Raw genomic sequence first — 22,595 nt, 5'->3', positions numbered from 1 at the left:
GTGATGAACACGCTGACACCGCTGGCGACAGAGAAACGGAGGCGACCTTCGTCGTATGCGATGCTGACGGTGGCACCTCTGGCCGTTCTCGCAACGCTTTATCAGGCCGCGGAGCTTTTGGTCCCGATCGCTTTCGCGATCTTGCTGAATTTTCTGTTGTCACCGGTTGTGCGCGCCTTTCAGAGACTTCACGTACCCGCCGCATTCACAGCCGCGACACTGGTTACAGGCCTTCTGGCGCTTGTTGTATTGATCTTCGGAGCACTCGCCGAACCGGCTGAACAGTGGTTGCAAGAAGCGCCGCGCTCTATACGCGACCTGAAGACCTACAGCTTCTCGGCAAACCAAAAACTGGCCGACATCCAGGAAATTGCCGCAGAGGTTACCGAGCTGGGCCAGTCCGACGCGCCAGCTAAAGCGCAGTCAGTGGTCGTTCGCGGTCCCGGCATGTTCGAGAACATAGTCGGCAGTCTGCCATCAGTTCTGACCTTCGTTGGTATCGTCGTCTTCCTGACTTTCTTCCTGCTTGCCTCCGGAGACACCTTGTTACGCCGCATCACGCTGTGTGGCCGGAGCTGGCAAGAGTGCCGGCGTATCGTCACCATCGCACGGCAGGTGCGTTCCGAACTGTCCCGCTACCTGCTAACCGTGACAGCGATCAATTTGTCACTTGGCCTGGCCTTGAGTGGCGCGATGTATTTGCTGGACGTGCCAAACCCCTTCCTGTGGGGATTGATGACCGCCCTGTTCAATTTCGCTCCCTACCTCGGGGCCGTGGCCTCCGCGAGTGTACTGACGATTGTTGGGCTAACCACTTTCGACACACTGGCAGAGGCGGCGATGGTTCCCTCTGCACTACTGGTGCTGACCATCCTTGAAGGGCAACTGGTGACACCGGCGATACTGGGGCGCCGAATGGCGTTGAGTCCCGTGTTCATTTTCCTGTCGGTAATTATCTGGGGCTGGTTGTGGGGTGTTGCTGGTGCATTGATGGCGGTACCGATCGTGACCATCATCAAAGTGATCTGTGACAACGTACCAAGCCTCAACCCTATTGGCCGGTTTGTTCGCAATGAGGCGGACGGAGACAGGCTGCCCGCGTTGCGCTAGCAAGGCGTCGATACGCGCAGATATTTCAGGTCTCGGTCACTTCCTGTTTCGCCGCGCGTTTTGCGAACTTGTGCTGCCATTCCGAGCGGCGGGCAGCCGGTGCGACTTGCACAGCGGTTACTTTGTACTCAGGGCAGCTGGTAGCCCAGTCGCTGTACTCGGTCGTGACGACGTTGGCGCCGGTTTCCGGGTTGTGGAAGGTGGTGTAAACGACGCCGGGTTGAACACGCTCGGTAATCGTTGCGCGCAAGGTGATCTCGCCTTTCCGGCTGCGCAGACTGACCTGATCCCCGTCCTGTATGCCGCGGGTCTCCGCATCGTGCGGATGTATCTCCAGCAGATCTTCGTGATACCAAACAATATTCTCGGTGCGGCGTGTCTGTGCGCCAACATTGTATTGCGACAGGATGCGGCCCGTAGTCAGCAGTAGCGGGAACTTGCGGTTGCTGCGTTCTTCGGTTGGCACATAGTCTGTTTCGATAAACAGGCCCTTGCCGCGCACGAACTGATCAATGTGCATGATCGGCGTACCCAGCGGTGCTTTCTCGTTGCACGGCCATTGCACGCTGCCGTAGCGATCAAGGAAGTCGAACGACACGCCCTGGAACGTTGGGGTCAGTGCCGCGATCTCGTCCATGATTTCGGCTTCCGAGGCATAGTGCATGTCGTAACCAAGGGCCTGTGACAGTTCCTGGGTGATGAGCCATTCGGCTTTGCCTTGCTGCGGTTTCATTACCGGGCGTACGCGATTGATGCGACGTTCGGCGTTGATGAAGGTGCCATCCTTCTCCAGAAACGAGGTGCCCGGCAGAAACACGTGCGCGAACTTTGCGGTTTCATTCAGGAACAGGTCCTGAACCACAACGCAATCCATTGCCAGCAGCGCGGCTTCGACGTGTTGTGTATTGGGGTCGGATTGCGCAATGTCCTCACCCTGGATGTACATGCCCTTGTACTCGCCGGCAATCGCCGCATCAAACATGTTGGGTATGCGGTAGCCCGGTACCGGGTCGAGCTCGACGCCCCAGCGTTTCTCAAATGAGCCCCGTACTGCGTCATCCGAGACCGGCCGGTAGCCGGCCAGCTCGTGAGGAAACGAGCCCATATCGCAGGAGCCCTGCACGTTGTTCTGGCCACGCAGAGGGTTTACGCCACAACCGGAAAAACCAATGTTGCCGGTCGCCATGGCGAGGTTGGCCATGCCCATGACCATCGTCGAGCCCTGGCTGTGCTCGGTAACACCGAGGCCGTAATAGATCGCGCCGCGACCGGCCGTTGCGTACAGCCGCGCCGCGCTGCGAATATCGTCCGCCGCTACGCCGGATATTTTCGCGACCGCTTCCGGCGAATTTTCTTCTTTCAGCACACAGGCTTTCCAGGCAGCGAAGGAATCCGGATCGCAACGCTGCGCAACGTAGTCCTGGTCCACCAGACCTTCACTGACAATCACGTGCGCCAGCGCGTTGATGACCGGAACGTTCGTGCCTGGCAGCAATGGCAGATGGTAGTCCGCCTGCACGTGCGGCGAGCGCACGAGGTCTATGCGGCGTGGATCGATGATGATGAGTTTCGCGCCTTCTCGCAGCCGGCGTTTCATCTGCGATGCAAATACCGGGTGAGCAACCGTCGGGTTGGCGCCGATAATGACGATGACATCGGCGTCCATCACGCTGTCAAACGGTTGCGTACCGGCGGAGGTGCCCAGCGTCTGGTTCAGGCCATAGCCCGTGGGCGAATGGCAAACCCGCGCACAGGTGTCGACGTTGTTGTTGCCAAAGGCGGCCCGCACAAGTTTCTGCACGACGAACACCTCCTCGTTCGTGCAACGCGACGAAGTAATTCCGCCCACGGACTTGCGGCCGTATTTCTCCTGTATGCCACGCAACCGTGTAGCCGCGTAGCCAATTGCTTCGTCCCAGCTCACCTTGCGCCACGGTTCGTCGATGGATTCGCGAATCATGGGTTCCAGCACGCGTTCGCGGTGCGAGGCATAGCCCCAGGCAAAACGGCCTTTGACGCAGCTGTGTCCGTGATTCGCCTGGCCATCCTTGTACGGCGTCATGCGCACGACGCGATCGCCCTGCATGTCGGCCTTGAACGAGCAGCCGACGCCGCAGTACGCGCAGGTCGTCAGCACGCTGTGCTCGGGCTGGCCGTGCTCAATGATGGATTTCTCCATCAAGGTCGCCGTCGGGCAGGCCTGCACGCAAGCGCCGCAGGAAACGCATTCGGAGTCCAGGAAACTCTCGCCGCTGCTTGCCGCGACTTTCGCCTCGAAACCGCGCCCTTCGATGGTCAGGGCGAACGTGCCCTGCACCTCGTCGCAAGCGCGCACACAGCGCGAGCAAACGATGCACTTCGACGGGTCGAACGAAAAATACGGGTTGCTGTCGTCAACTTTGGCATCGAGATGATTGGCGCCATCCATACCGTAGCGCACGTCCCGCAGTCCGACGGCGCCGGCCATGTCCTGCAATTCGCAATCGCCGTTGGCGGAGCAGGTCAGGCAATCCAGCGGGTGGTCTGAAATGTACAGTTCCATGACATTGCGTCGCAGCTTCGCGATACCGTCACTTTGTGTGCGTATCTGCATGCCCTCGGCGACGGGCGTCGTGCAGGAGGCGGGACAGCCTTTGCGGCCCTCGATCTCGACAACACACAGACGGCAGGAGCCGAACGCTTTGAGGCTGTCTGTGGCGCAAAGTTTGGGGATATCCACACCGGCACCACGGGCTGCCCGCATGACGGAGGTTCCGACAGGCACGGTCAATGCTTTGCCGTCGATTTCGACCGTGACAGTTTCTGTAGCAGTACTTGCGGGTGTGCCGAGGTCTGCTTCGCGAATAACAGTCATGCGTTTCCTCCCGTGCCGTTGCTCTGCGGAGAACTGGCAGCGGTGAAGTCTTCCGAAAAATGTTTGAGCGCGCTGCGTACCGGGAATGGCGTCATGCCGCCCATCGCGCACAGCGAGCCGTCGACCATCGTGTCGCAGAGGTCGGTCAGCAATGTGAGATTGGCTTCGCGGTTCTTGTTAGCAACGATACGGTCGATAACTTCGACTCCGCGCACGGAGCCGATACGACACGGCGTGCACTTGCCGCAGGATTCGATAGCGCAGAACTCCATCGCGAAACGCGCTTGTGCTGCCATATCGACGGTGTCATCAAAAACAACGATGCCGCCATGACCGATCAGCGCATCAATCGCCGAAAATGCTTCGTAATCGAGTGCGACGTCGAGCTGCGATTCGGGCAGGTACGCTCCGAGCGGACCGCCGACCTGGACCGCACGTATCGGTCGGCCACTGGCGGTGCCGCCGCCGAAGTCATCAATCAGTTCGCGCAGCGTCAGGCCGAATGGTACTTCAACGACACCACCGCGGCGGATATTGCCGGCCAACTGAAATGCGAGAGTGCCCCTCGAGCGATTCACGCCAAGCGCGGCGTACTGTTCGGGGCCGCGAGCCAGTATGTTGGGCACGGTCGCGAGCGTGATCACGTTATTCACGACGGTCGGTTTGCCGAACAGTCCTTCAAGGGCCGGTAACGGCGGTTTGAAACGCACGATGCCGGCTTTGCCTTCGAGGCTGTCGAGCATGGCGGTTTCTTCGCCGCACACGTAAGAACCGCCGCCGATATGCAGCTCGATGTCGAAATCAAAGCCGCGGCCGCCGATATTCAGACCGAGCCAGCCGTGCTCGCGGGCAATGGACAGTGCGCTGGAAAATATTTCCCGCGCCAGCGGGTATTCGGAGCGCAGGTAGACGTAACCGCGACTGGCACCGACCGCGAAGCCGGCGATCAACATGCCCTCGATTAACGCGAACGGGTCACCTTCCATCAGCATGCGGTCAGAGAAAGTGCCGCTGTCGCCCTCGTCGGCATTGCAGGCGATGTATTTCTGGTCGGCTTCTGCGGCAGCGACTGTGTTCCATTTGATGCCGGTCGGGAAACCGGCACCACCGCGACCGCGCAGTCCGGCGGCAGTGACTGCCGCAACAATGGCAGCAGGTCCGATCGCGAAAGCTTGCGCGAGGCCGGTGAATCCGTTGTGCGCACGGTAGTCATCGAGCGACAGCGGGTCTGTGACACCGACACGTTGCAGCGTCCAGCGCTCCTGTCGCCGTATATAAGGGATATTCGCGACCGGGCCATGGCGCAGTGGATGAGCTCCGCCGGTGAGCATGCCCGCAGCGAATAAGGAGTCAATGTCCGCGAGCGTTACCGGGCCGTAGGCAATACGTTCACCGGCACAATCGACCTCGATCAGCGGTTCCAGCCAGCAGGCGCCGTGCGAACCGTTGCGGATAATCTCCACGTTTTGCTCATGCGATTTCGCGGTAGCCGCAATAGCGGCGGCGATATCGTCAGCGCCCAGTGAGACGGCGGATGTCTCGCGCGGCACATAAATGCGGGTGGCGGCGCTCATCGATTCAGCCCCGACCTTCGGCAAGCAAGCGGTCGAGCCTGTCGTTATCGACCCGCCCGTAAATGCGGTCATTGATCATGACCGCCGGTGAACAGGCGCAGTTGCCAAGACAGTACACAGGTTCAAGAGTCACCGTGCCGTCGTTGCTGGTTTGATGGAAGTCGATGTTCAAACTCTTCTTCGCATGCTCGGTCAGCGCGCGGCTGCCCATAGCCTGACAGGATTCCGCCTGACAAATACGAATCACGGTGTCACCGGGTGGGTGTTCGCGGAAGTCGTGATAAAAACTGACCACGCCGTGCACGTCGGCACGCGACAGGTTCAATGCGCTCGCGATTTGCGGGATGGCCTCGCGAGGTACGCAGCGATAGTGCTCAAGAAAGCCGTGCAGGATCTGCACCAGCATTTCCGGCCGGGCAGCAAAACGGCCAATGATTTCAGCGCCTGTTTCCGCGTCGTAATTCATCGTCATGTGTGCGGTGTCCTCTTAGACAATGCGGTCCGCGCCCGCGTAGATGTTGAATCGTTCGTCCCGCAGGAAGCCGACCAGTGTCATGCCGAACTCGGTGGCCAGCTGTACTGCGAGGCTGGACGGTGCACTAACGGCAGCCAGCAGCGGGATGCCGGCAACCAGCGCCTTCTGTACCAGTTCGAAACTCGCCCGGCCCGATACCATCAGTCCCAGTTCGCTGGCGGGCAGGCGTTGCTCATTCAGCAACGAGCCGACGACTTTATCCACCGCATTGTGCCGCCCGACATCCTCCCGCGCGACGACGATTTCACCTTGTGATGTGAATGCCGCCGCCGCATGCAGTCCGCCGGTGGCGTCGAACACGGCTTGCAGGTCACGCAATCGCTGTGGCATGGCCGTCAAGATTGCCCGCGCAAACTGCGGATCTTTACCCGCAAGCGGCAGCGCACCGGTTGCCCGTAGTGCGTCCATGGAGGTCTTACCGCAGACACCGCAGCTTGAGGTTGTGTAGAAGTGGCGTTGCAGGCGGTCGATGTCGACGCTGACGCCGTCAGCCAGCTCCACGCGAATGACATTGCGATAGCCGTCTGCGCTTTCAGGGCCGACGTGTGCGACCTGCGCGATATCAGCAGCCTGCGAGATTATGGATTCGGCAATGAGAAAGCCCAGCGCGAGATCCGCATCGTGGCCCGGTGTGCGCATGGTGATTGAAATGCTCTTGGCCGCACAGCCGTCGGGGCCGGGCCACGCCAGCTGAATTTCGAGCGGTTCCTCAACGGCAACCCGGTCTTCGCGAGTCTCGCGCCTGCCGCCGCTTACGCTGCTGATGTCGATCGCCAGACTGCTGCCACTCATGGTATTGGACCGTCATGCTCGCTAGCACGGCAGTATACCGTAGCCGCCCGGACCCGGTGTTACACTGAGGCGCGGCGACCGCCGCGAGCCCGGTCGGCAGCACAGCGTGCGCACCGGGGTGTCGACAACTCCGTAGCCATCCAGAACCGGGATACCCGCAATGCTTCGATACACAACGTTCATCATCGTCATCACACTCGCTGTCATTACCTCGACACTGGCGGTAATGACCTCGGCGATGTGGCTCATTGTTCTCGCTGCGGGTTTTGGAGCCTTGACGGCCTGGGGGATCTGGGATGTCGTGCAGACCCGGCACAGCCTGGCCAGGAACTATCCGATTATCTGGGCGTTACGCTACTTGTTCGAGTCCATACGTCCACAGATTCGCCAGTACCTGATCGAGAGCGACACGGACGGTACGCCGTTCGATCGCGAGCAGCGCTCACTGGTGTACCAGCGCGCGAAGAATGATGTGGATGTTGTGCCGTTTGGCACCGAGCGTGATGTCAAGTCGGTAGGTTATGAGTGGCTGAACCATTCCATGTTTCCGGCAGCCAGGCCGGCTGAGGCGATGCGCATTGATATAGGTGGCCCGGACTGCAAGCAGCCTTACTCATCATCTGTATTGAACATCTCCGCCATGAGTTTCGGTTCGCTGAGCGCAGCGGCGATACGAGCGCTTAATTCCGGCGCGAAGATCGGTGGATTTGCCCACGACACCGGGGAGGGTGGCATAAGCCCTTATCACCTGGAGCACGAAGGCGACATTATCTGGGAGTTTGGTACCGGCTATTTCGGCTGCCGCAACGATGATGGCACTTTCAGCCCGGAACGTTTTCGGGAGCGCGCCGTGAATCCGCAAATTCGCATGATCGAAATCAAATTGTCACAGGGCGCAAAACCTGGCCACGGCGGCATCCTGCCCGGGCAGAAGGTCAGCCCGGAAATCGCCGCGACTCGCGGCGTGCCTGTCGGCGTTGACTGTGTTTCACCGTCGCAGCACTCGGCCTTCCGAACACCGGTCGAGATGATGCAATTCATTGGCTCATTGAGAGAGCTCAGCAATGGCAAGCCGGTGGGCTTCAAATTGTGTATCGGGCATCGCTGGGAATTCCTCGCCTTGTGCAAAGCGATGCTTCATACCGGCATCTACCCCGACTTCATTGTCATCGATGGCAAGGAAGGTGGTACTGGTGCGGCTCCGGTCGAATTCACCGATCATGTAGGCACGCCGCGCCGGGAAGGCCTGTTAATCGCGGTCAATGCGCTGATCGGCTGCGGCATTCGCGACAGAATCAGGATTGGCGTCAGCGGCAAGATCGTGTCCGGCTTTGACATGGCTGTGGCCATGGCAATGGGTGCCGACTGGTGCAACAGCGCACGCGGTTTCATGTTTGCGCTCGGCTGCCTGCAATCGCAAAAGTGCCACACGAACGAATGTCCCGTCGGGGTCGCTACTCAGGATGCGGCCCGGCAACGCGGCCTCGTTGTTGAGCACAAAGCGGAGCGGGTGGCGAACTTTCACCGGCACACGGTGAATGCGCTGACCGACCTGGTCTGTGCCGCGGGTTTACAGCATGCAACCGAGCTGACACCGGCGCACATACAGCGGCGGCTGAGTTCCAATCAAACGGCGAACCTGGCCGATACCTATGAGTGGCTGGAGCCCGGCCAGCTCATCAATGGCACGGCGACCGGTGGCTGGAAAGTCGACTGGGAACGTGCGTCGATTGACGCTGACACGCGCAACGTTCACTGACACCGCAGCTGTTCACTGCGTTTTTGCAATGACAATTCGTATCAGTCCTGACCGAGCCAGGTCAGCGCTTCAGTTTTCTTTTTCATGGGAAAGTGCCGGGCTTCTTCCACGAGGAAGTGCTTGGCGAGAAACGGCAGCGCTGACATCAGCTTGTCGTCGGAGACAATTGCCAGTCGTTTGACCTTGCGGCGATGGTCTCTCACGAAGCGGAAATGAGCGGCGAGTGCGCTCAGGTCTTCCCAGCCGGGAAAATGTTTCGCGACGATCATCACGCCTCTTAGTTTGCCCATCAATTCAACGTAAGGATCGATCTCATTGGCAACGCGCTGGAAATCGACAGCGTCCAGCTCACCGCGCGGCTGCAAGATTAAAACGCCTCGTTTCTTGTCAAACTCGAACTCAAGTTTGCCCTTGGCGTCGATCTCGGATACCCATGCTTTGGCGTCTTGCAAACCGGCATTGGCGAAGATTCTGACTTCGCCGGGCAGAGCGAAGCCGAACGCCTTGACCGAATTCCGTATCCAGTCGACGTTGGTCACAACAGCGACTCGCTCGAACCGTGCCAGATGCTTCAGGCCGACCTTGGCATCTTCCCAGGCGGCCGCACCGCTGAATCCATCGAAATCGCTGCCCAGACAGTACAGCAGCCGAACCTTGTTGTGCCGCTGCAGCGTGGCTTCGAGCTCGGGCACGAGGACGGTTTGATAATCCCTGGCCGTAACTGTCCCGCTGGCCTGAAATCCGACCACGTTATCCGGCAGTTCCACTATGCGAGTAAGCATTTGTCGACCTCGCCTGCAACTCAGCGATATTCACCTTGAATTCTAGCCTACTGCCATTTGGCTGGTCTCACGAAATCAGACCAACGAGCGCCGACAAATGCTTCTGTTGAGCCGGTGTCCCCGCAGTTATGGGCCGGCAACAGCGGCCGGCCATTGCACTCGTGCGGGCTGTGGTGGCTCCCTGCTTTTCGATGTGACTGCGGAGAACCGATTGCTGCACTATAGGTTTCTTCTGAAACATAGTTGTGTTGCGCTGTTGTCAGTGTGACTTTTGCGGCCATTGCGCGGGGGGCTTATCGCAGTTGACCCTTGATTTCGCCTCAGCTGCCGCCATTTGTTCCGGTCAGCAAACTTAAACTTGGACGACGCAGTAATGAGCAATAACGGAAGCTACACGCCTCCCAAAGTCTGGCAATGGGATCAGGCGAGCGGCGGCAGGTTCGCCAGCATCAATCGGCCGATAGCTGGTGCCACGCATGACAAAGAGCTTCCGGTCGGCAAGCACCCGTTGCAGCTGTACTCGCAGGCGACGCCAAATGGCGTGAAAGTGACCGTGATGCTCGAAGAACTGCTTGCGCTCGGGAAAAAAGAAGCGGAGTACGACGCTTGGTACATCGATATTGGCGAAGGCGACCAGTTCAGCAGTGGCTTCGTTGCCGTGAATCCCAATTCGAAAATTCCGGCAATGATGGATCACAGCACGTCGCCACCGACTCGGGTGTTCGAGTCCGGCGCCATCCTTTTGTATCTCGCCGAAAAATTCGATGCGTTTTTGCCCAAGGATCGGGTTGAGCGTACCGAGTGCCTGTCATGGTTGTTCTGGCAGATGGGCAGTGCACCGTTTCTCGGCGGCGGCTTCGGGCATTTCTACGCTTACGCGCCGGAAAAGTACGAATACCCGATCAACCGCTACGCAATGGAGGTCAAGCGCCAGCTTGACGTGCTGGATCGCAATCTTGCCGAACGCCGCTACCTGAGTGGCGATGAGTACACGATAGCGGACATTGCCAACCACGCCTGGTACGGCAGCCTGGTCAACGGCAGCCAGTATGACGCACAGGAATTCCTGGACGTAAAGACCTACGCCAATGTCTTGCGCTGGGCGCAAGAGATACAACAGCGCCCGGCGGTCCGCCGCGGCCAGCGTGTGAACAAGACCACTGGTCCGAAAGACAAGCAGTTGCGTGAGCGGCATGCCGCGAGTGACCTGGATTAGAGAGTGGCGAGGCCCGGGCAGCAATGTTTGCCCGGGCTGGTACAAAGCGGGCCGGGATGCATCGCCAGCACAATTTACCGCTGCGTCACGATTGGATTCGAATGCGTCGTTTGCTGATTGCCGCACAGCTCTATTCACAGCCTCCTGAACGCTGACCAGGACCCCAGCAGTTACTTCCAGCACTCCGGGCATAAAGTCGCCCTGCCGTTCCCCGGTACTGGAAATCCCCCCGCGGTAACGTCGGTATTTGCCTGGCGGGCACTGCCTCATAGCTTCCCCGTTTGGGGTTAAATATGCACGTTTACGGCCATTTAACTTATTGATATTTATTCGGTTTCGCTCTAAATTACTGTATATAAAAACAGTTATTTAAAGCGGAGTCCGCCATGCCTGCAGCCAGCCAATGCGCGCACATCCAGCGCAGCGATAAGTACACCCGGAGCGACACCCTGGCCGCCCGGATCACCGAGCTGTACGCCTACATCACCGCCGCCAACCACCGCTTCCTCGAACTCGTGGCAGAGTTTGACGAGCAGGGCTATTGGCAACTCGGCGGCGTACATTCCTGCGCGCACTGGCTGAACTGGCAATGCGGCATCGGCATGAACGCGGCTCGCGAGAAGGTGCGGGTGGCGCGAGCGTTGAAGGGTCTGCCAAAAATCAGCAAGGCGTTCGCGCGCGGTGAGATTTCCTATTCGAAAGTGCGGGCCATCACTCGCGCCGCGACGGCGGAGACGGAAGACTACCTGCTGATGTTTGCCCGCCACGGCACGGCACATCACGTTGAGAAATTGGTACGCGGATACGGACGAGTGAATCGTCTAAGAGAGGTGGCGAAGAACCAGACACCGCAAGATCTGCGTGAAATGACGACCCGCTGGGACGACGACGGCTGCCTCGTGATTACGGCGAGACTGCCGGCCGAGCAGGGTGCGCTGTTACTGAAGGCAATGGATCTGGCACTCGACCGGCAGTTCGAGGCCGCAAGGGAAATCAAAGACGCTGCCAGTGAAACGAACTACGTTACCGCGGAAACGCCGGTTAGAGAAAAAGAGAGTATCGCCACCCGCCGCGCCGACGCACTGGCCGAAATAGCGGAGGCGTATCTCGAGAACGAATCGCCGCAAGGCTCAACCGCCGACCGTTACCAGGTGGTCGTGCACGTTACCGCGGACGACGTGCCCTCGGGGCAAACGTCATCCGCCAAGCACCTCGACTTGCCGCGACTGGACGACGGCCCCCGCGTTACCGCGGAAACATCCCGCCGCATCGGTTGCGATTGCTCCATCGTGCCCATCTTCAAAGACAGTCAGGGCGAACCGCTCACCGTCGGCCGCAAGACCCGCGCCATTCCACCTTCGATACAGCGAGCCTTGCGGGTAAGAGACGGCGGCTGCCGCTTCCCCGGTTGCACCCACAGCCGCCACACCGATGGCCATCACATCAAACACTGGGCCGACGGTGGCGAAACCAGCCTCAAAAACCTGGTGACGCTGTGCCGCCATCATCACCGGCTGGTGCACGAGGGCGGCTTCGGTTGCGAGGTTAACCGCTACGGCGCGGTGGTGTTCAAATCCCCCCGCGGTAACGTCATCCCGGCCGCGTTCGAGATGAAAGCACCGGCCGCCGTACAGGAACCGAAGGCGTGGTTAGCGCAGGAGCTGGACTGCGGGCACGTGGATGCGAAGACGTGCGTAACGAAGTGGGCAGGGGAGCGTTGTGACTGGGGGTTGGCGGTGGCGCATTTGTTTGTGAATCATCCGCCCATCACCTACGCGAAGAGTGCTCCGGTGTGCGATTGATATTGAAACCCTGTGTGCTGGTCAGCTCCCTACGGTTAGCAAAGTACCGCTGAACGTTTGCGCCCACGCCGCGTTAACCATCCCGCTCCGCATTCTTGTTTGCGCGGGCTTCCGCGGCACGTTGTGCTAACAGCAAATCGAAAACCACCCGCTGAAAGCCAGCCTGCAAGGCTTTGTTATTAAGGTACTGCAGCATCTGGCTCTGGTGCGCTTCACCGCTGTCAATCACGGCGTCATCCAGCGCGCCGGGGAAATCTCCCAGCAGCGCCTGTTCCGCCGAGTTGTTGGCAATCTGATGCATTACCGCTGAGTTCTCGCTGACCTTGTCGCGAATCGCATAGGCATAGTTGATCAGGTCATTAACCGTCAGTCCGTCCGTTACGAACAGCCCGTTCAGGCGTGTGATGATCTGTGACAGGAACACCCCTTCCTTGCTTCTTGCTCTGGCTGTACCGACCTCGGTCGCTCCGTAGAGACCGTTGCCATCGATGTCTTTTACCAGCGACGAGCGCTCGCCGGGGATATCGATGTCGATGAAGAGAGGCGGAATCTTCAACTCGAAGCAGTGGCTCACGTGCGAGTGCAGGCGTGGATCGATGAACAGGCGGAATCCGGTGATTTGGCTGAGCCTGCTTCCTGCAAGATGATTAGGCAATTGCATCTGGGCTTTTATGAAGAGGCTCCCGACGAGCTTTTGCGCGTGAAAGGCAAAACGGTTGAATTCCTGATGCAGCCTGGCGAGTGGCGGACGAGCCCTGAACACGATGTCGTGGTCGGGCGGCATGTGCCGCCTTCCAGTAATGTCGTTGCAGCTTTCATGCAGCGCTTCGAGCAACGCTACAGTTTCGCCCATCTCGGCAAAGGCGCGCGCATTCTCGCCATACCGGCCGCACATCATCGGTTCAACTACGTGCATCCGTTTCCGGATGGCAATGGTCGCGTCAGTCGATTGATGAGTCATGCCATGGCGCACAAGGCGGGTATTGCCGCCCACGGGCTCTGGTCGGTATCTCGTGGGTTGGCTCGCGGCCTGGAGAGTCGCGGCGAATACAAACAGATGATGGACCTCGCCGACACGCCGTGTAAGGGTGATCTCGATGGCCGCGGCAATCTGTCACAAGGCGCGCTCGAAGAATTCACCTTGTGGTTCCTGCGGATCTGTATCGATCAGGTTCAGTTCATGACTGATATGTTTGATCTCACTTCACTGAGTGACCGTTATCAACGCTTTGTAATACGGCACGAATCCCTCAAACCCGAGTCGGCGAAGCTCCTGCTCGAGGCTTTGATGCGCGGAGAGTTCGAGCGTGGCGAGGCCCCGCGTATTACCGGCCTGCCGGAACGCACGGCGCGGCGTGTTCTAAACGACGTTGTTGAGCAGGGACTGCTCGCTTCCCGCACGCCGAAAGGTCCGGTGTCACTGCGGTTTCCGGCTGACGTGCTCGACGAGATATTTCCGAAGCTGTACCCGTTGAGCTAGCGTTCTACGATCCCCATGAGGGAATCCTCACCCATTTGTCGCATTCATTCCTGCAGGCATAGGTATAGGCGTTTTCGTCAACCCTGTCCAAACCGGCGCATCGGCGCCCACAACTACCTGAGTTGACCCAAGCGCCTCGTTGCCTGCCGCCATTGGCGCCGCACAGTGCGGCGCCGTTAACGCCACGCAGTTGGCAGGAGGTCGAAAATGGCTGAGTCATCCAAAAAAAACTCCGAAGCGGCAAGCGGACCGGCTGAAGTTCAGGCATCCCGCGGCCGGTATGGCTATGGAAGTCACCGGGTTTCTCGCCGTGTGCTGGGTCGTCGGTACGGGAAAATCGCAGCGCGAGAAAATACTGAAAGATCATGGTCTGGAACTGGCGAAGTTGCCCGACAGTAAGCGGCCCGCAATGCAGGTCAACCAGACCGACATGCTGTCATGGGTTGCGGCCCGAGGCGGTAAAGACGTTGGTAAAGACGTCGCTGAGAAGTTGCAAGGTCACGCGGCGGTAGAGTGGGTATCGCGCTGCTTTAGCAAAGAGCAGGCGAAGGCGGACGAGACAGCCTACTTTACGGTTAACCCGCAGCGCTTGTACGTCCGCGAAGCGGCGCTAACCGGTTCCGTCAGTGCGAGTACTCTGAGTTCGGCTTTGACGAAAGACGAAACCCGTTCATCGCACTTGCGCGGATTGGTTGCCATGCGTGTTGGCGAGGGCGACGTCATAGAGGTCGCACAGGCAGTTAATCGACAACTCGCTCGCAACGGCGCGGAAGATCAGGTTCGGTTTGAGACCATCCCATTCATTTCACCTACCTGTCACGCGAATCGCTGTGCGCCGCCAACCTCGGAGTATGTGCCGAACGATTCGATGTTTGGTATTCAGTGGGGCGTTCGACGAGCGGAGATTCCGCGCGCCTGGCAGATCGTGCGCGGCGGCGATGATGTCACCATCGCGGTAATTGACGAAGGCGTGCAGCTTGATCATCCCGATCTGCTGCTGCACCCGCAGTCATGGAACGCGACTACGGATACGGCTGACGGCAGTCCGACTGGCAATCACGGTACGGCCTGTGCGGGCATAGCCGCCGGGCGCATGGACAACGGCGAAGGTGTTGCTGGTGTTGCTGGCGGTTGTCGAACGATGGCCATCGCTACCGGAACCTGGGCCGACGTTGACATTGCCGAAGGCCTGTATTTCGCGGCCGATCATGGCGCAAAAGTGGTCAGCATGAGCTTTGGTGTCTACGAGTCCTGGGGGATGTGGGATTTCGATCTGATTCGCGATGCGTTGCAGAACGCACACGAGAAGGGTCTGGTACTGATCGCAGCATCAGGAAACGAGAACGGCAATGTTGCCCGATTCCCGGGTAGCGACAGTCGTACTTTGTGCGTGGGCGGGTCGAATCGCAGTGATGAACGCAAGCGGGTTGGTGACGCCTCCAGCGAGAACTGGTGGGGCGCGAGCTTTGGTCCTGATGTCGACGTGTGTGCGCCGTGTCTTGAGATGCCAACGACTGATCGGCTGGGTGGTCTCGGTTACGATGCCGGCGACTATTACGATCGCTTCAACGGCACATCCTCAGCAACGCCTCTGGTTGCAGGTATCGCGGCGTTGATCGTGCGCTTGCGGCCGGGCATCAGCAACGTCGAGGTGCGTTCAATCATTGAGCGTACTTGCGACAAAATATCACCGGCGTTGTACGCCTACGCCAACACCAACGGCAAACCCAGCGGTACCTGGAACGAGGAGGTTGGCTACGGTCGTGTCAACGCCGAACGCGCGCTGCTCGAAGCCTGTAGCTCCGAGATGGCGGCAGGGTGTGGCTGCGAAGGTTGTGATGGCTGCGGCGAATGCTGTGTGGGTTCGACGGACAAGAATTGTGTCGGTCCCAAGCCCGTGCCTTGGCAGGCCTACGATCGCTGCCAGTTTTTTTACGAGGCCAGGGAGTTCGCGATCCCCATCAATAATGACCGTGGCGGCATAAATGTTCGGGTCACGTACCAGCATTGCCTCAAGCTGATCGGTCGCCAGCAAGGGCCGTTGTTGTACACGACAAGTTTGCTGCCCGGCGAGGAAGTGCGCCTGTACGAGTTTGACCGTTATCGTCGCGTGCGTTCGGCAACGCAACGTGTCTCAGTGCACAGCTCATTCCGGCAAACACTGAGTTCGCTGTCGCAGACTCGCCGTTCACTGTCAGCCTCAGCCTACACCAGCGTGTTGAATCAGGTGCGAACGGCGGCTGATGCGACGGTCTCGGTCGGTGGCGGACTTGCGGGCTTTCTCGGCGCGCCTAAAGGCTCGGGCAGTACCGAGTTTGAATCGGAAACAACAATCGCGAGCGGCGCATCCGTGCATATTGCAGCTGAGCAGTTCACGCAACTTGCGATTACTGCATCCCAGGCGGTCGAGGCGGAACGCTCGCTGGTTATCAGCAGTTTCGAAGAAGAAGAGCATCGTGCAACCACGTCCCGTACTCTGCGAAATCACAACCATTGCCATGCAGTGACCTACTTCGTGCGCCGCGTCAACGAGTTGTACGAAGTTTCGACGCGCGTTGAATCTGTTGAGTGGCAGCTGGCAAAGGGCGGAGCGTGGATGTCGTTCGATGACCTCGGCGAGCTGACGGATCAGGCGCGCAAGATCCTTGAGGAAGTAGCGAAGTTGCTGCCACGCAAGGGAGACGTAACTCAGGATGCCCGCATGATCACGTTGCCTACCGACGGGACGTTGTACGAGGCGGAGCTGGCACATTGTTCGTCTTGCGAGCCAGCGGTCGAGGCCATGCAGAAAGTGAAACTGGAGAAAGAGCGTCTGCAAGCACGGCGAGCCTGTCTCGAAGCGGACTTACTGGAGCTTGAGCTTGAGCGGCGACGTTCTCTGCTGGGCAGCGGCCGCGAAGAAGCGCTAAGGCTGACGGATTGGAGTCTCAGCGGCGCCCCTGTGCCAACGATGATGGGGCATGAAACGGGTGGCGACTGATAGATCAGCGCTTTGACGTAGTCGTAGTTGGGCCGCCTCTTTCAAGAGAGGCGGCCTTTTTTTTGCGGGAGCAAGAGCGGCGTCAGATCATCAAGGGTTCCCGGGTAACGCCACCTCTGTCTGCATGAATAGCTCAAGGTTGGCCAGACAGCCGCCCCAGCCTTTTATGTGAGCGTTGCGAACATCGTCATTCGGGAATTGTGTGTGGGTCAATGTGAGTTCTGTACGATTGACTGACAGTTCGCGAAAGTCGAGCTCCACAAAGCTGTCCTGCACGATGTGCGAGTTCCATGTGAAGGCAATGTGGTTGTATCGCTGTATGGCACGATAAACGCCATGGTGTCGGCGATCTCCGCCAGGCGTGTGCATTATGACTTCGTATTCTCCGCCGACAGTGAAACTATTATTGACCGTGCTCGGCGCAACAGGCTGTTGTGCCGCGCAAAACCAGCGAGTCATGACAGACGGTTTCGACCACGCGTCGAAGAGTTGCCGCTTGGCACACGGCAGTACGCGTTTTATCACCAAGGGGTCGGTCATGGCTTGTTGGTCTCCTTAAGATAGGCTTCGAGCTCGTCAATTCGGCCTGCCCAGAATTTCGCGTGCATGGCGACGTAACTTGCAACTTCCTGCCAGACATCAAAGTTAAGGTGACAGTACAGTTTGCGACCATGCCGGGTCTTGTACAGAAGATGCCCCGCTTCCAGCGCAGCGATGTGTTTTGACGCCGCGCTTATCTTCATGTCAGCCGTAGCCGCAAGTTCCGACACTGATTTGGGTCCCGCGGCGAGTTCCGCGAGCAACAAGCGCCGGCGACTGTCCGCGAGTGCGAAGAAGACAGCATCGAGTCGATCTTCAGTTTCCATTGTTGGAAACAATATATCAAGAAGGGTCGGAGAATCAATAGAAAAGGCTTGTAATACAACGGCTTATTATTCCCTGATAATTTCGTAGAAGTTATTTAATTTACAGAGCCGAACGTTAGCATAGGTTAATCGTTGGCCATGGCGGCCGATCACGAAAAAAGAGGAGTTAACCTGTGTCCAATATCTGTTTGACCTACGGCACCAAGACATCCGCGCAGCAGATTCGTGCGGCGCTAACTACGCTGGATGGACTTTCTCACTGGTGGACCAGTGATACGGCCGGTGATCCATCGGAGGGCGGAACGCTGACTTTTACATTCGGTAGCAATGGTGGTTTTGACATGCGCGTGATCAAGAGCAACGCCCGGCAAGTGCATTGGGAATGCGTAAAGGGTCCCGATGAATGGGTCGGTACCTCTATTGAGTTTGATATCGATGAGCGCGCTGCACATAGCCAGCTGTTATTCCGGCATCGGGGCTGGAAAGCGGAAAATGGCTTTTTCCACCATTGCTCGATGAAGTGGGCAACGTTCCTGCTGAGTATGCGCGACTACGTGGAGAGCGGCGTCGGCCGGCCCTATCCTGATGATCTGAAAATAGAAGCTGTCGGTATGTAGCCGACGCGATCCACCATAGTCGGGATCGAGCCGTACTGTTGCGGCTATTGGCTCGATCCCGGGCAAGCAGCCTACAGCCCAAAGCGGTAACTGAAGTTCAGGACTATCGCATCCAGTCCCGGGTACAGGTCGCGGTCACGCTGATTACCAATAACCTGATCATCCGGCACGTCACCCGTTTGTTTGTAATACTCGAGTCGCACGGCGGCATCGTGTCCGGCTTTGGTTTCCCAGCCGTACTTCAGCCCTGCGGTAATCGCATCAAAACTGCCCAACCGGTAATCGGACGCGGCGTACATCGGTAAAGGCTCGCCGTCCGTCAGGCTGGCGCGGTAAAAGTCGGCTTCGGTTTGCGTATAGAAGCGCAGGTGCGGTTCCAGGTAAGAGCGTTCGCCGAATGGTACGCGCAGGCGGCCATCAAGCGTGTGCGAATCGACGCCCCAGTCGTCAGTCATGTAGCGATACGACACGTCCAGCACCTTGCCGTTCATGAAGTATTTCGCCTGCCCGTACAAACTGTGTTTACCGCGCGAATCCGGGCGGCTTTCAAAACGGTAAGCGTGCGATGGGCCGCTCGCGCTCGGTGCCAGTGCAATCGTGTCGCCACTGAGGCCATCTACAACACTGAGTATCTTGTACGGGTCATTGAGGTAACCGCTGGCATCACTGAAGGAATAATTCGCCCGCAGTACCAGTCGTTCATTGATGACCTGGGTGATGCCGATCAGCAGATCAACGACGTCTTTGGAGTCGTCGCCCAGTTTGTTGTTTTGATTGCCCACTTCCAGCATCGACGATAGCGGTACCGGCGCGCCGCCAACCGGTTCGATGTCGTCCTGGCTAAAGGCCAGGCCGAGACTCAACGTAGTGTTGCGCTTGTTGAAATCGCGGCTGAGGCCAAAGTTCGCGCCAAAGTGCGTGTAGTCGTATTCCTTCGAGAAGCTGACGCCAGCGGTGCCGTTGTACAAGCGCCCAAGCGGTTGCGTCCAGGCGGCATTCAGCGCATAGCGGGTATCGAGGAAGGTGTTGTCGAGCGGGTGTTCGCCGGCGGCAACGGTGTAACTCGCATCTCCTGATGGGCTCGTAAAGGTTTGCGCTTGCGGCATTGGCAACGCACCGCTCGGTGTGGCGCCGGTCAACGAGTCGACCGCGAGGCCGAGGCTTAATGAGCGATCGTCGTTGAATGTGCGGCGCGCCAGCACGTTCAGGCTGATGTCCTGCACGCGGCTGTCGCTTTCGCCGTAGTAGAGCAGTGCGGTGTTGAAGTCCCAGTTGGGCTCTTCCTGTGCTTGCAAAGGAGCGAGAGTGGCGCTGCCTAACAGTGAGCACGTGGCCGCGGCCAGCGTGCGTGCGATGTCTTTTTTCATGAATTCAATTCCGTACGTTGAAGACGTGTTCAGTTACAGCCACAACCGCCGCCACCAAATCCACGACCGCCGCTGCTTGCTTCCTTGCTGAAGTAAATATGATCGTCGAGACCCGCTTCGACAGGATCGGTCAGCAACTGCATGTCGTCGCGTGCCAGTGTGTCGCGTTCCCAGGGTTCGACGCCGAGCGTGCTGCACGCGGACACGGTACTCAACATTGCCAGCAGTACTGCCAGTGAAATCTTTTTCATGGGTGCGCTTCTCCGGTTTCAGAGCTGTCGAGCTCGCTGAGTCCAAGCGCGGTGCGCAGCAGCGCTTCGTATTCGCCTTCTTTGGCGGTCTTGAAGCCGAGGTGGTTCGCAACCAGCGAACCGTCCCGGCCGATCAGGTAAGAGGTCGGCATGGCAAGCAGCTCGAACTGACTGGCCAGAAGGCCTTCGGGATCGGCCATAATCCGGAAGCCTGCCGGGTATTCCTGCAGAAAGGCTTCTGCGTCAGCCTGGTCGTTGTCTTCGTTGATGCCGATGATCATCAGTCCGTCGCTGGCGTATTTCTGCTGCATGTCGTTGAGCCACGGGAACGAGCGCCGGCAGGGCACACACCACGACGCCCAGAAGTCGACGAGCACGACCTTGCCGCGGTGTTCGTTCAGAAATTCGGGCTTATCCAGAGGCTGCGCTGTGGCTGTTCCAAGGGTTAACAAAGCGGTGAGGGCCATTAACGGCACGGCCAATCGGGTTGAGCGGATTCGGTTCATGCTTGCCTTCCTTAGCCTGAAAGTTGCAGGTAACCGTCTTTAGACGAACGGCCGGTGAAAACTGGTCGTCGTGGACTGAATTCACGACGGATGCCTGGGGGCGACCTGAGGTTGCTACTCAAGCTATTGAAGTTGCTGATATGCACAGAGCTCACGCAGTGCGTGAACCAGTTGCTGGTTGCGTGGCCTGGGAACCTTCAGGCCAGGCCGCGGCGACGTACGAACCGACCGAACGCTGCAGTCTTGCGACTCAGCTTCGTCGGCACCAGTACTGCACGCTTTGCGCCTCGAGAAAGCTCTCGGCTTCCGGGCCTTGCAGCATCGCGAGTGTCGCCAGCATGCCGGCCTGAGTGCAGGTATCGGCGGCGACGGTTACCGAGCGTGGGGCCTGCTCGATCGGCCAGCCGGTCAGCGGGTTCAGGATGTGACTGTAGCGCTTGCCGTCTTTCAGCAGGAACCGGCGCGCGTCACCGCTTGTGGCGAGTCCGCCGCGGGACAATCGTATCAGCCGGTCCGCGCGGCGCCCGGCACTGTCCGGTGTTTCAACGCCAACCTGCCACGCTGGCGACGCATCGCTTGCGCCGCCGGTGGCCAGGTCACCGCCAAAATTGATCAGGCAATGCGTTACCAAATCCGCCGCCAGTGCGGCGGCACGATCGACTGCGTACTCCTTGCCGATACCCCCAAAGTCGATTTGCATACCTGGCTGCAAGGTCAGATCCGGCCGTTGCCAAAGAACCTTGTTCCAGCCTACGCAGCTAAGGATGTCCGCGACGGTTTGCTCATCGGGCAGGCGGTCGCTGCCGTCAAACTGCCACGCGCGTCGGAGTACACCCGAACTGATGTCGAACCGTCCCTCACTCAGTTCGTGCAATGCCGTGGCGAAATCGATGAGGTTGGCGGTTTCGTCGTCGACGGCAACGGTTGCGCCATTGCTATCGTTGATAGCGGCGACAACGTTGTTCGTCCGGTAACGACTGAATTTATCCTCGATACGCCACGCTTCCGCGGCAACCGCACTCAGTGCCGCTTCGGCCTGCTGCGCGTCATTAGTTCGGAGCAATACCTCACAGGGGCTGGCCATTGCCCGAAACTGTCCACGCCAATGGTCACGCATCCGAGTCATGGTCGTTGTTCGGTTGGGCATGGTTTGCATTGACGGGGTTTTGGCAGCTTCAGTCTTTGGTCGAGGGTACCGCATGCCCGCCGAATTGCTTGCGCATCATAGCCAGTAGCTTCGACGAATAGTCCTGCTGGCCCTGACTGGAGAAGCGCGCCATGAGTGCGAGGCTCATTACGGGTGTAGGGATGCCTTGTTCAATACCTTCCATCGCCGTCCAGCGACCTTCTCCGGAATCCGCAACGAATGCGTCAACGTCTTCCAGTTGTTGATCACCCCCCAGGACGTCCGCCGACAGATCCAGCAACCAACTGCGAATAACGCTGCCGTGCCGCCAGGATTCGGCGATGGCGGCGAGATCAAGATTGAAATCTGTGCGACCTTTGAGCAATGCGAAGCCTTCAGCATAGGCTTGCATCATGCCGTACTCGATGCCGTTGTGAATCATTTTGGTAAAGTGACCGCTGCCTACCGGGCCGGTATGTACCCAGCCACGGTCAGCGGCCGGTGCAAGCGCACGTATCAGTGGTTCAACCTGTGAGAACGATGTGGCTTCGGCACCTACCATCAGTGCATAGCCATTCTCGAGGCCCCATACGCCACCGGACACGCCCGCATCCACGAAGTGTATACCGGCATCGGCCAGCATGGCGCCGCGGCGGACTGTGTCTTTGTAGAAAGAGTTCGCGCCGTCAACCAGAATGTCGCCGGGCTGCAGCCTTTCGCTCAGCGATACCACGTAAGACTCGGTGACGTCACCGGCGGGCAGCATGAGCCAGACGATACGCGGCCCTTGCAGCAAGTTGACCAGTGCTTCCGTTGAGTCTGCGGCGATCAGTCCACATTCCGCTACTAGTGAGTCCGTAGCATCCGTGTTGCGGTTGTATCCCACGACCTCAATGCCGGCACGGCGCAAACGTCGCGCCATGTTGCCGCCCATCTTGCCAAGGCCAATCATTCCGAGTTGCATCGTCTACCCTCGTA

19 protein-coding genes and 1 pseudogene are annotated in these 22,595 nt (G+C 58.8%); 7 read left to right on the top strand and 13 right to left on the bottom strand.

What is annotated here, in order from left to right:
• Window positions 1–3: 3 nt before the first annotated feature.
• Window positions 4–1,110, top strand: a complete 1,107-nt coding sequence (locus BA177_RS17225; RefSeq protein WP_082990223.1) for an AI-2E family transporter — start codon at window positions 4–6, stop codon at window positions 1,108–1,110.
• A gap of 25 nt (window positions 1,111–1,135) precedes the next feature.
• Here BA177_RS17225 and fdhF read toward each other — a convergent pair whose 3' ends face one another.
• The 4 genes from fdhF to fdhD are packed head-to-tail and all read right to left on the bottom strand — an operon-like array spanning window position 1,136 to window position 6,865.
• Complete coding sequence (gene fdhF, locus BA177_RS17220) at window positions 1,136–3,964, bottom strand: formate dehydrogenase subunit alpha (RefSeq protein ID WP_068618280.1); 2,829 nt, start codon at window positions 3,962–3,964, stop codon at window positions 1,136–1,138.
• Entirely contained in the window at window positions 3,961–5,538 is a 1,578-nt protein-coding gene (locus BA177_RS17215) for an NADH-ubiquinone oxidoreductase-F iron-sulfur binding region domain-containing protein (protein ID WP_068618278.1), read from the bottom strand. Before BA177_RS17215 ends, fdhF begins: the two co-directional genes overlap by 4 nt.
• 4 nt (window positions 5,539–5,542) lie before the next feature.
• Window positions 5,543–6,010, bottom strand: coding sequence for a formate dehydrogenase subunit gamma (locus BA177_RS17210; RefSeq protein ID WP_068618276.1), 468 nt, complete (start codon window positions 6,008–6,010; stop codon window positions 5,543–5,545).
• Window positions 6,011–6,025: 15 nt separating this feature from the next.
• Window positions 6,026–6,865, bottom strand: a complete 840-nt coding sequence (fdhD, locus tag BA177_RS17205; protein WP_068618275.1) for a formate dehydrogenase accessory sulfurtransferase FdhD — start codon at window positions 6,863–6,865, stop codon at window positions 6,026–6,028.
• Between the two features lie 160 nt (window positions 6,866–7,025).
• Here fdhD and BA177_RS17200 point away from each other — a divergent pair, with 160 nt between their 5' ends.
• Window positions 7,026–8,624 carry an FMN-binding glutamate synthase family protein gene (locus tag BA177_RS17200; RefSeq protein WP_068618273.1) on the top strand — a complete coding sequence of 533 codons (1,599 nt, stop codon included), beginning with the start codon at window positions 7,026–7,028 and terminating at the stop codon, window positions 8,622–8,624.
• Window positions 8,625–8,665: 41 nt separating this feature from the next.
• Here the strand turns inward: BA177_RS17200 and BA177_RS18830 are convergent, their stop codons facing one another.
• A complete protein-coding gene (locus BA177_RS18830) occupies window positions 8,666–9,406 on the bottom strand; it encodes a SpoIIAA family protein (RefSeq protein WP_068618271.1) in 741 nt (246 codons plus the stop codon).
• Window positions 9,407–9,779: 373 nt separating this feature from the next.
• On the opposite strand from BA177_RS18830, the gene yghU reads away from it, so the two are divergent.
• Both yghU and BA177_RS17185 read left to right on the top strand, forming a co-directional pair.
• Complete coding sequence (gene yghU / locus BA177_RS17190; protein WP_068618269.1) at window positions 9,780–10,622, top strand: glutathione-dependent disulfide-bond oxidoreductase; 843 nt, start codon at window positions 9,780–9,782, stop codon at window positions 10,620–10,622.
• 386 nt (window positions 10,623–11,008) lie between these two features.
• The gene (locus BA177_RS17185) at window positions 11,009–12,424 is read left to right on the top strand and encodes an HNH endonuclease signature motif containing protein (protein ID WP_068618267.1); all 1,416 of its coding nucleotides are present in this window, start codon (window positions 11,009–11,011) and stop codon (window positions 12,422–12,424) included.
• A 73-nt stretch (window positions 12,425–12,497) separates the two neighbouring features.
• Here BA177_RS17185 and BA177_RS19210 read toward each other — a convergent pair.
• Window positions 12,498–12,884: pseudogene (locus BA177_RS19210) on the bottom strand (type I restriction endonuclease subunit R); the annotation flags it as partial.
• Between the two features lie 183 nt (window positions 12,885–13,067).
• On the opposite strand from BA177_RS19210, the gene BA177_RS17175 reads away from it, so the two are divergent.
• Both BA177_RS17175 and BA177_RS17170 read left to right on the top strand, forming a co-directional pair.
• Window positions 13,068–13,904: a Fic family protein gene (locus tag BA177_RS17175; RefSeq protein WP_197493220.1), complete on the top strand. Its 837-nt coding sequence runs from the start codon at window positions 13,068–13,070 to the stop codon at window positions 13,902–13,904.
• A gap of 280 nt (window positions 13,905–14,184) precedes the next feature.
• Complete coding sequence (locus tag BA177_RS17170; RefSeq protein ID WP_156762892.1) at window positions 14,185–16,884, top strand: S8 family serine peptidase; 2,700 nt, start codon at window positions 14,185–14,187, stop codon at window positions 16,882–16,884.
• 90 nt (window positions 16,885–16,974) lie between these two features.
• On the opposite strand, the gene BA177_RS17165 is transcribed toward BA177_RS17170, so the two are convergent.
• Window positions 16,975–17,424, bottom strand: a complete 450-nt coding sequence (locus BA177_RS17165) for an SRPBCC family protein (RefSeq protein WP_068618259.1) — start codon at window positions 17,422–17,424, stop codon at window positions 16,975–16,977.
• Complete coding sequence (locus BA177_RS17160; RefSeq protein ID WP_068618257.1) at window positions 17,421–17,750, bottom strand: ArsR/SmtB family transcription factor; 330 nt, start codon at window positions 17,748–17,750, stop codon at window positions 17,421–17,423. Before BA177_RS17160 ends, BA177_RS17165 begins: the two co-directional genes overlap by 4 nt.
• Window positions 17,751–17,923: 173 nt before the next feature.
• On the opposite strand from BA177_RS17160, the gene BA177_RS17155 reads away from it, so the two are divergent.
• On the top strand, window positions 17,924–18,367 hold the full coding sequence (locus BA177_RS17155) for an SRPBCC family protein (RefSeq protein ID WP_068618255.1): 444 nt from the start codon (window positions 17,924–17,926) through the stop codon (window positions 18,365–18,367).
• A gap of 71 nt (window positions 18,368–18,438) precedes the next feature.
• On the opposite strand, the gene BA177_RS17150 is transcribed toward BA177_RS17155, so the two are convergent.
• The 5 genes from BA177_RS17150 to gnd all read right to left on the bottom strand — a co-directional run bounded on the left by BA177_RS17150 (window position 18,439) and on the right by gnd (window position 22,581).
• Complete coding sequence (locus tag BA177_RS17150) at window positions 18,439–19,734, bottom strand: DUF3570 domain-containing protein (RefSeq protein WP_068618254.1); 1,296 nt, start codon at window positions 19,732–19,734, stop codon at window positions 18,439–18,441.
• Window positions 19,735–19,763: 29 nt separating this feature from the next.
• Window positions 19,764–19,985 (bottom strand): DUF4266 domain-containing protein, encoded by a 222-nt coding sequence (locus BA177_RS17145; RefSeq protein WP_068618252.1) that lies wholly within the window; start codon window positions 19,983–19,985, stop codon window positions 19,764–19,766.
• Window positions 19,982–20,491 carry a TlpA disulfide reductase family protein gene (locus BA177_RS17140; protein WP_068618250.1) on the bottom strand — a complete coding sequence of 170 codons (510 nt, stop codon included), beginning with the start codon at window positions 20,489–20,491 and terminating at the stop codon, window positions 19,982–19,984. Before BA177_RS17140 ends, BA177_RS17145 begins: the two co-directional genes overlap by 4 nt.
• Before the next feature lie 250 nt (window positions 20,492–20,741).
• A complete protein-coding gene (locus BA177_RS17135) occupies window positions 20,742–21,617 on the bottom strand; it encodes an FAD:protein FMN transferase (RefSeq protein ID WP_197493219.1) in 876 nt (291 codons plus the stop codon).
• Window positions 21,618–21,666: 49 nt separating this feature from the next.
• On the bottom strand, window positions 21,667–22,581 hold the full coding sequence (gene gnd, locus BA177_RS17130) for a phosphogluconate dehydrogenase (NAD(+)-dependent, decarboxylating) (protein WP_068618248.1): 915 nt from the start codon (window positions 22,579–22,581) through the stop codon (window positions 21,667–21,669).
• Between the last annotated feature and the right edge of the window lie 14 nt (window positions 22,582–22,595).

The organism is Woeseia oceani (genome assembly GCF_001677435.1).
In the GTDB taxonomy this organism is placed as follows: domain Bacteria; phylum Pseudomonadota; class Gammaproteobacteria; order Steroidobacterales; family Woeseiaceae; genus Woeseia; species Woeseia oceani.
The sequence above is the reverse complement of the archived record's forward strand: the minus strand, read 5'-3'. Positions and strand labels throughout refer to the sequence as shown.

Coding starts and splice junctions, on each gene's coding strand:
- BA177_RS17140 (WP_068618250.1), bottom strand. CDS start 20,491: ATGAACCGAATCCGCTCAACCCGATTGGCCGTGCCGTTAATGGCCCTC.
- BA177_RS17145 (WP_068618252.1), bottom strand. CDS start 19,985: ATGAAAAAGATTTCACTGGCAGTACTGCTGGCAATGTTGAGTACCGTG.
- BA177_RS17225 (WP_082990223.1), top strand. CDS start 4: ATGAACACGCTGACACCGCTGGCGACAGAGAAACGGAGGCGACCTTCG.
- fdhD (WP_068618275.1), bottom strand. CDS start 6,865: ATGAGTGGCAGCAGTCTGGCGATCGACATCAGCAGCGTAAGCGGCGGC.
- fdhF (WP_068618280.1), bottom strand. CDS start 3,964: ATGACTGTTATTCGCGAAGCAGACCTCGGCACACCCGCAAGTACTGCT.
- BA177_RS18830 (WP_068618271.1), bottom strand. CDS start 9,406: ATGCTTACTCGCATAGTGGAACTGCCGGATAACGTGGTCGGATTTCAG.
- BA177_RS17215 (WP_068618278.1), bottom strand. CDS start 5,538: ATGAGCGCCGCCACCCGCATTTATGTGCCGCGCGAGACATCCGCCGTC.
- BA177_RS17165 (WP_068618259.1), bottom strand. CDS start 17,424: ATGACCGACCCCTTGGTGATAAAACGCGTACTGCCGTGTGCCAAGCGG.
- yghU (WP_068618269.1), top strand. CDS start 9,780: ATGAGCAATAACGGAAGCTACACGCCTCCCAAAGTCTGGCAATGGGAT.
- BA177_RS17185 (WP_068618267.1), top strand. CDS start 11,009: ATGCCTGCAGCCAGCCAATGCGCGCACATCCAGCGCAGCGATAAGTAC.
- BA177_RS17200 (WP_068618273.1), top strand. CDS start 7,026: ATGCTTCGATACACAACGTTCATCATCGTCATCACACTCGCTGTCATT.
- BA177_RS17210 (WP_068618276.1), bottom strand. CDS start 6,010: ATGACGATGAATTACGACGCGGAAACAGGCGCTGAAATCATTGGCCGT.
- BA177_RS17175 (WP_197493220.1), top strand. CDS start 13,068: ATGATTAGGCAATTGCATCTGGGCTTTTATGAAGAGGCTCCCGACGAG.
- BA177_RS17170 (WP_156762892.1), top strand. CDS start 14,185: ATGGCTATGGAAGTCACCGGGTTTCTCGCCGTGTGCTGGGTCGTCGGT.
- BA177_RS17150 (WP_068618254.1), bottom strand. CDS start 19,734: ATGAAAAAAGACATCGCACGCACGCTGGCCGCGGCCACGTGCTCACTG.
- BA177_RS17160 (WP_068618257.1), bottom strand. CDS start 17,750: ATGGAAACTGAAGATCGACTCGATGCTGTCTTCTTCGCACTCGCGGAC.
- gnd (WP_068618248.1), bottom strand. CDS start 22,581: ATGCAACTCGGAATGATTGGCCTTGGCAAGATGGGCGGCAACATGGCG.
- BA177_RS17135 (WP_197493219.1), bottom strand. CDS start 21,617: ATGACTCGGATGCGTGACCATTGGCGTGGACAGTTTCGGGCAATGGCC.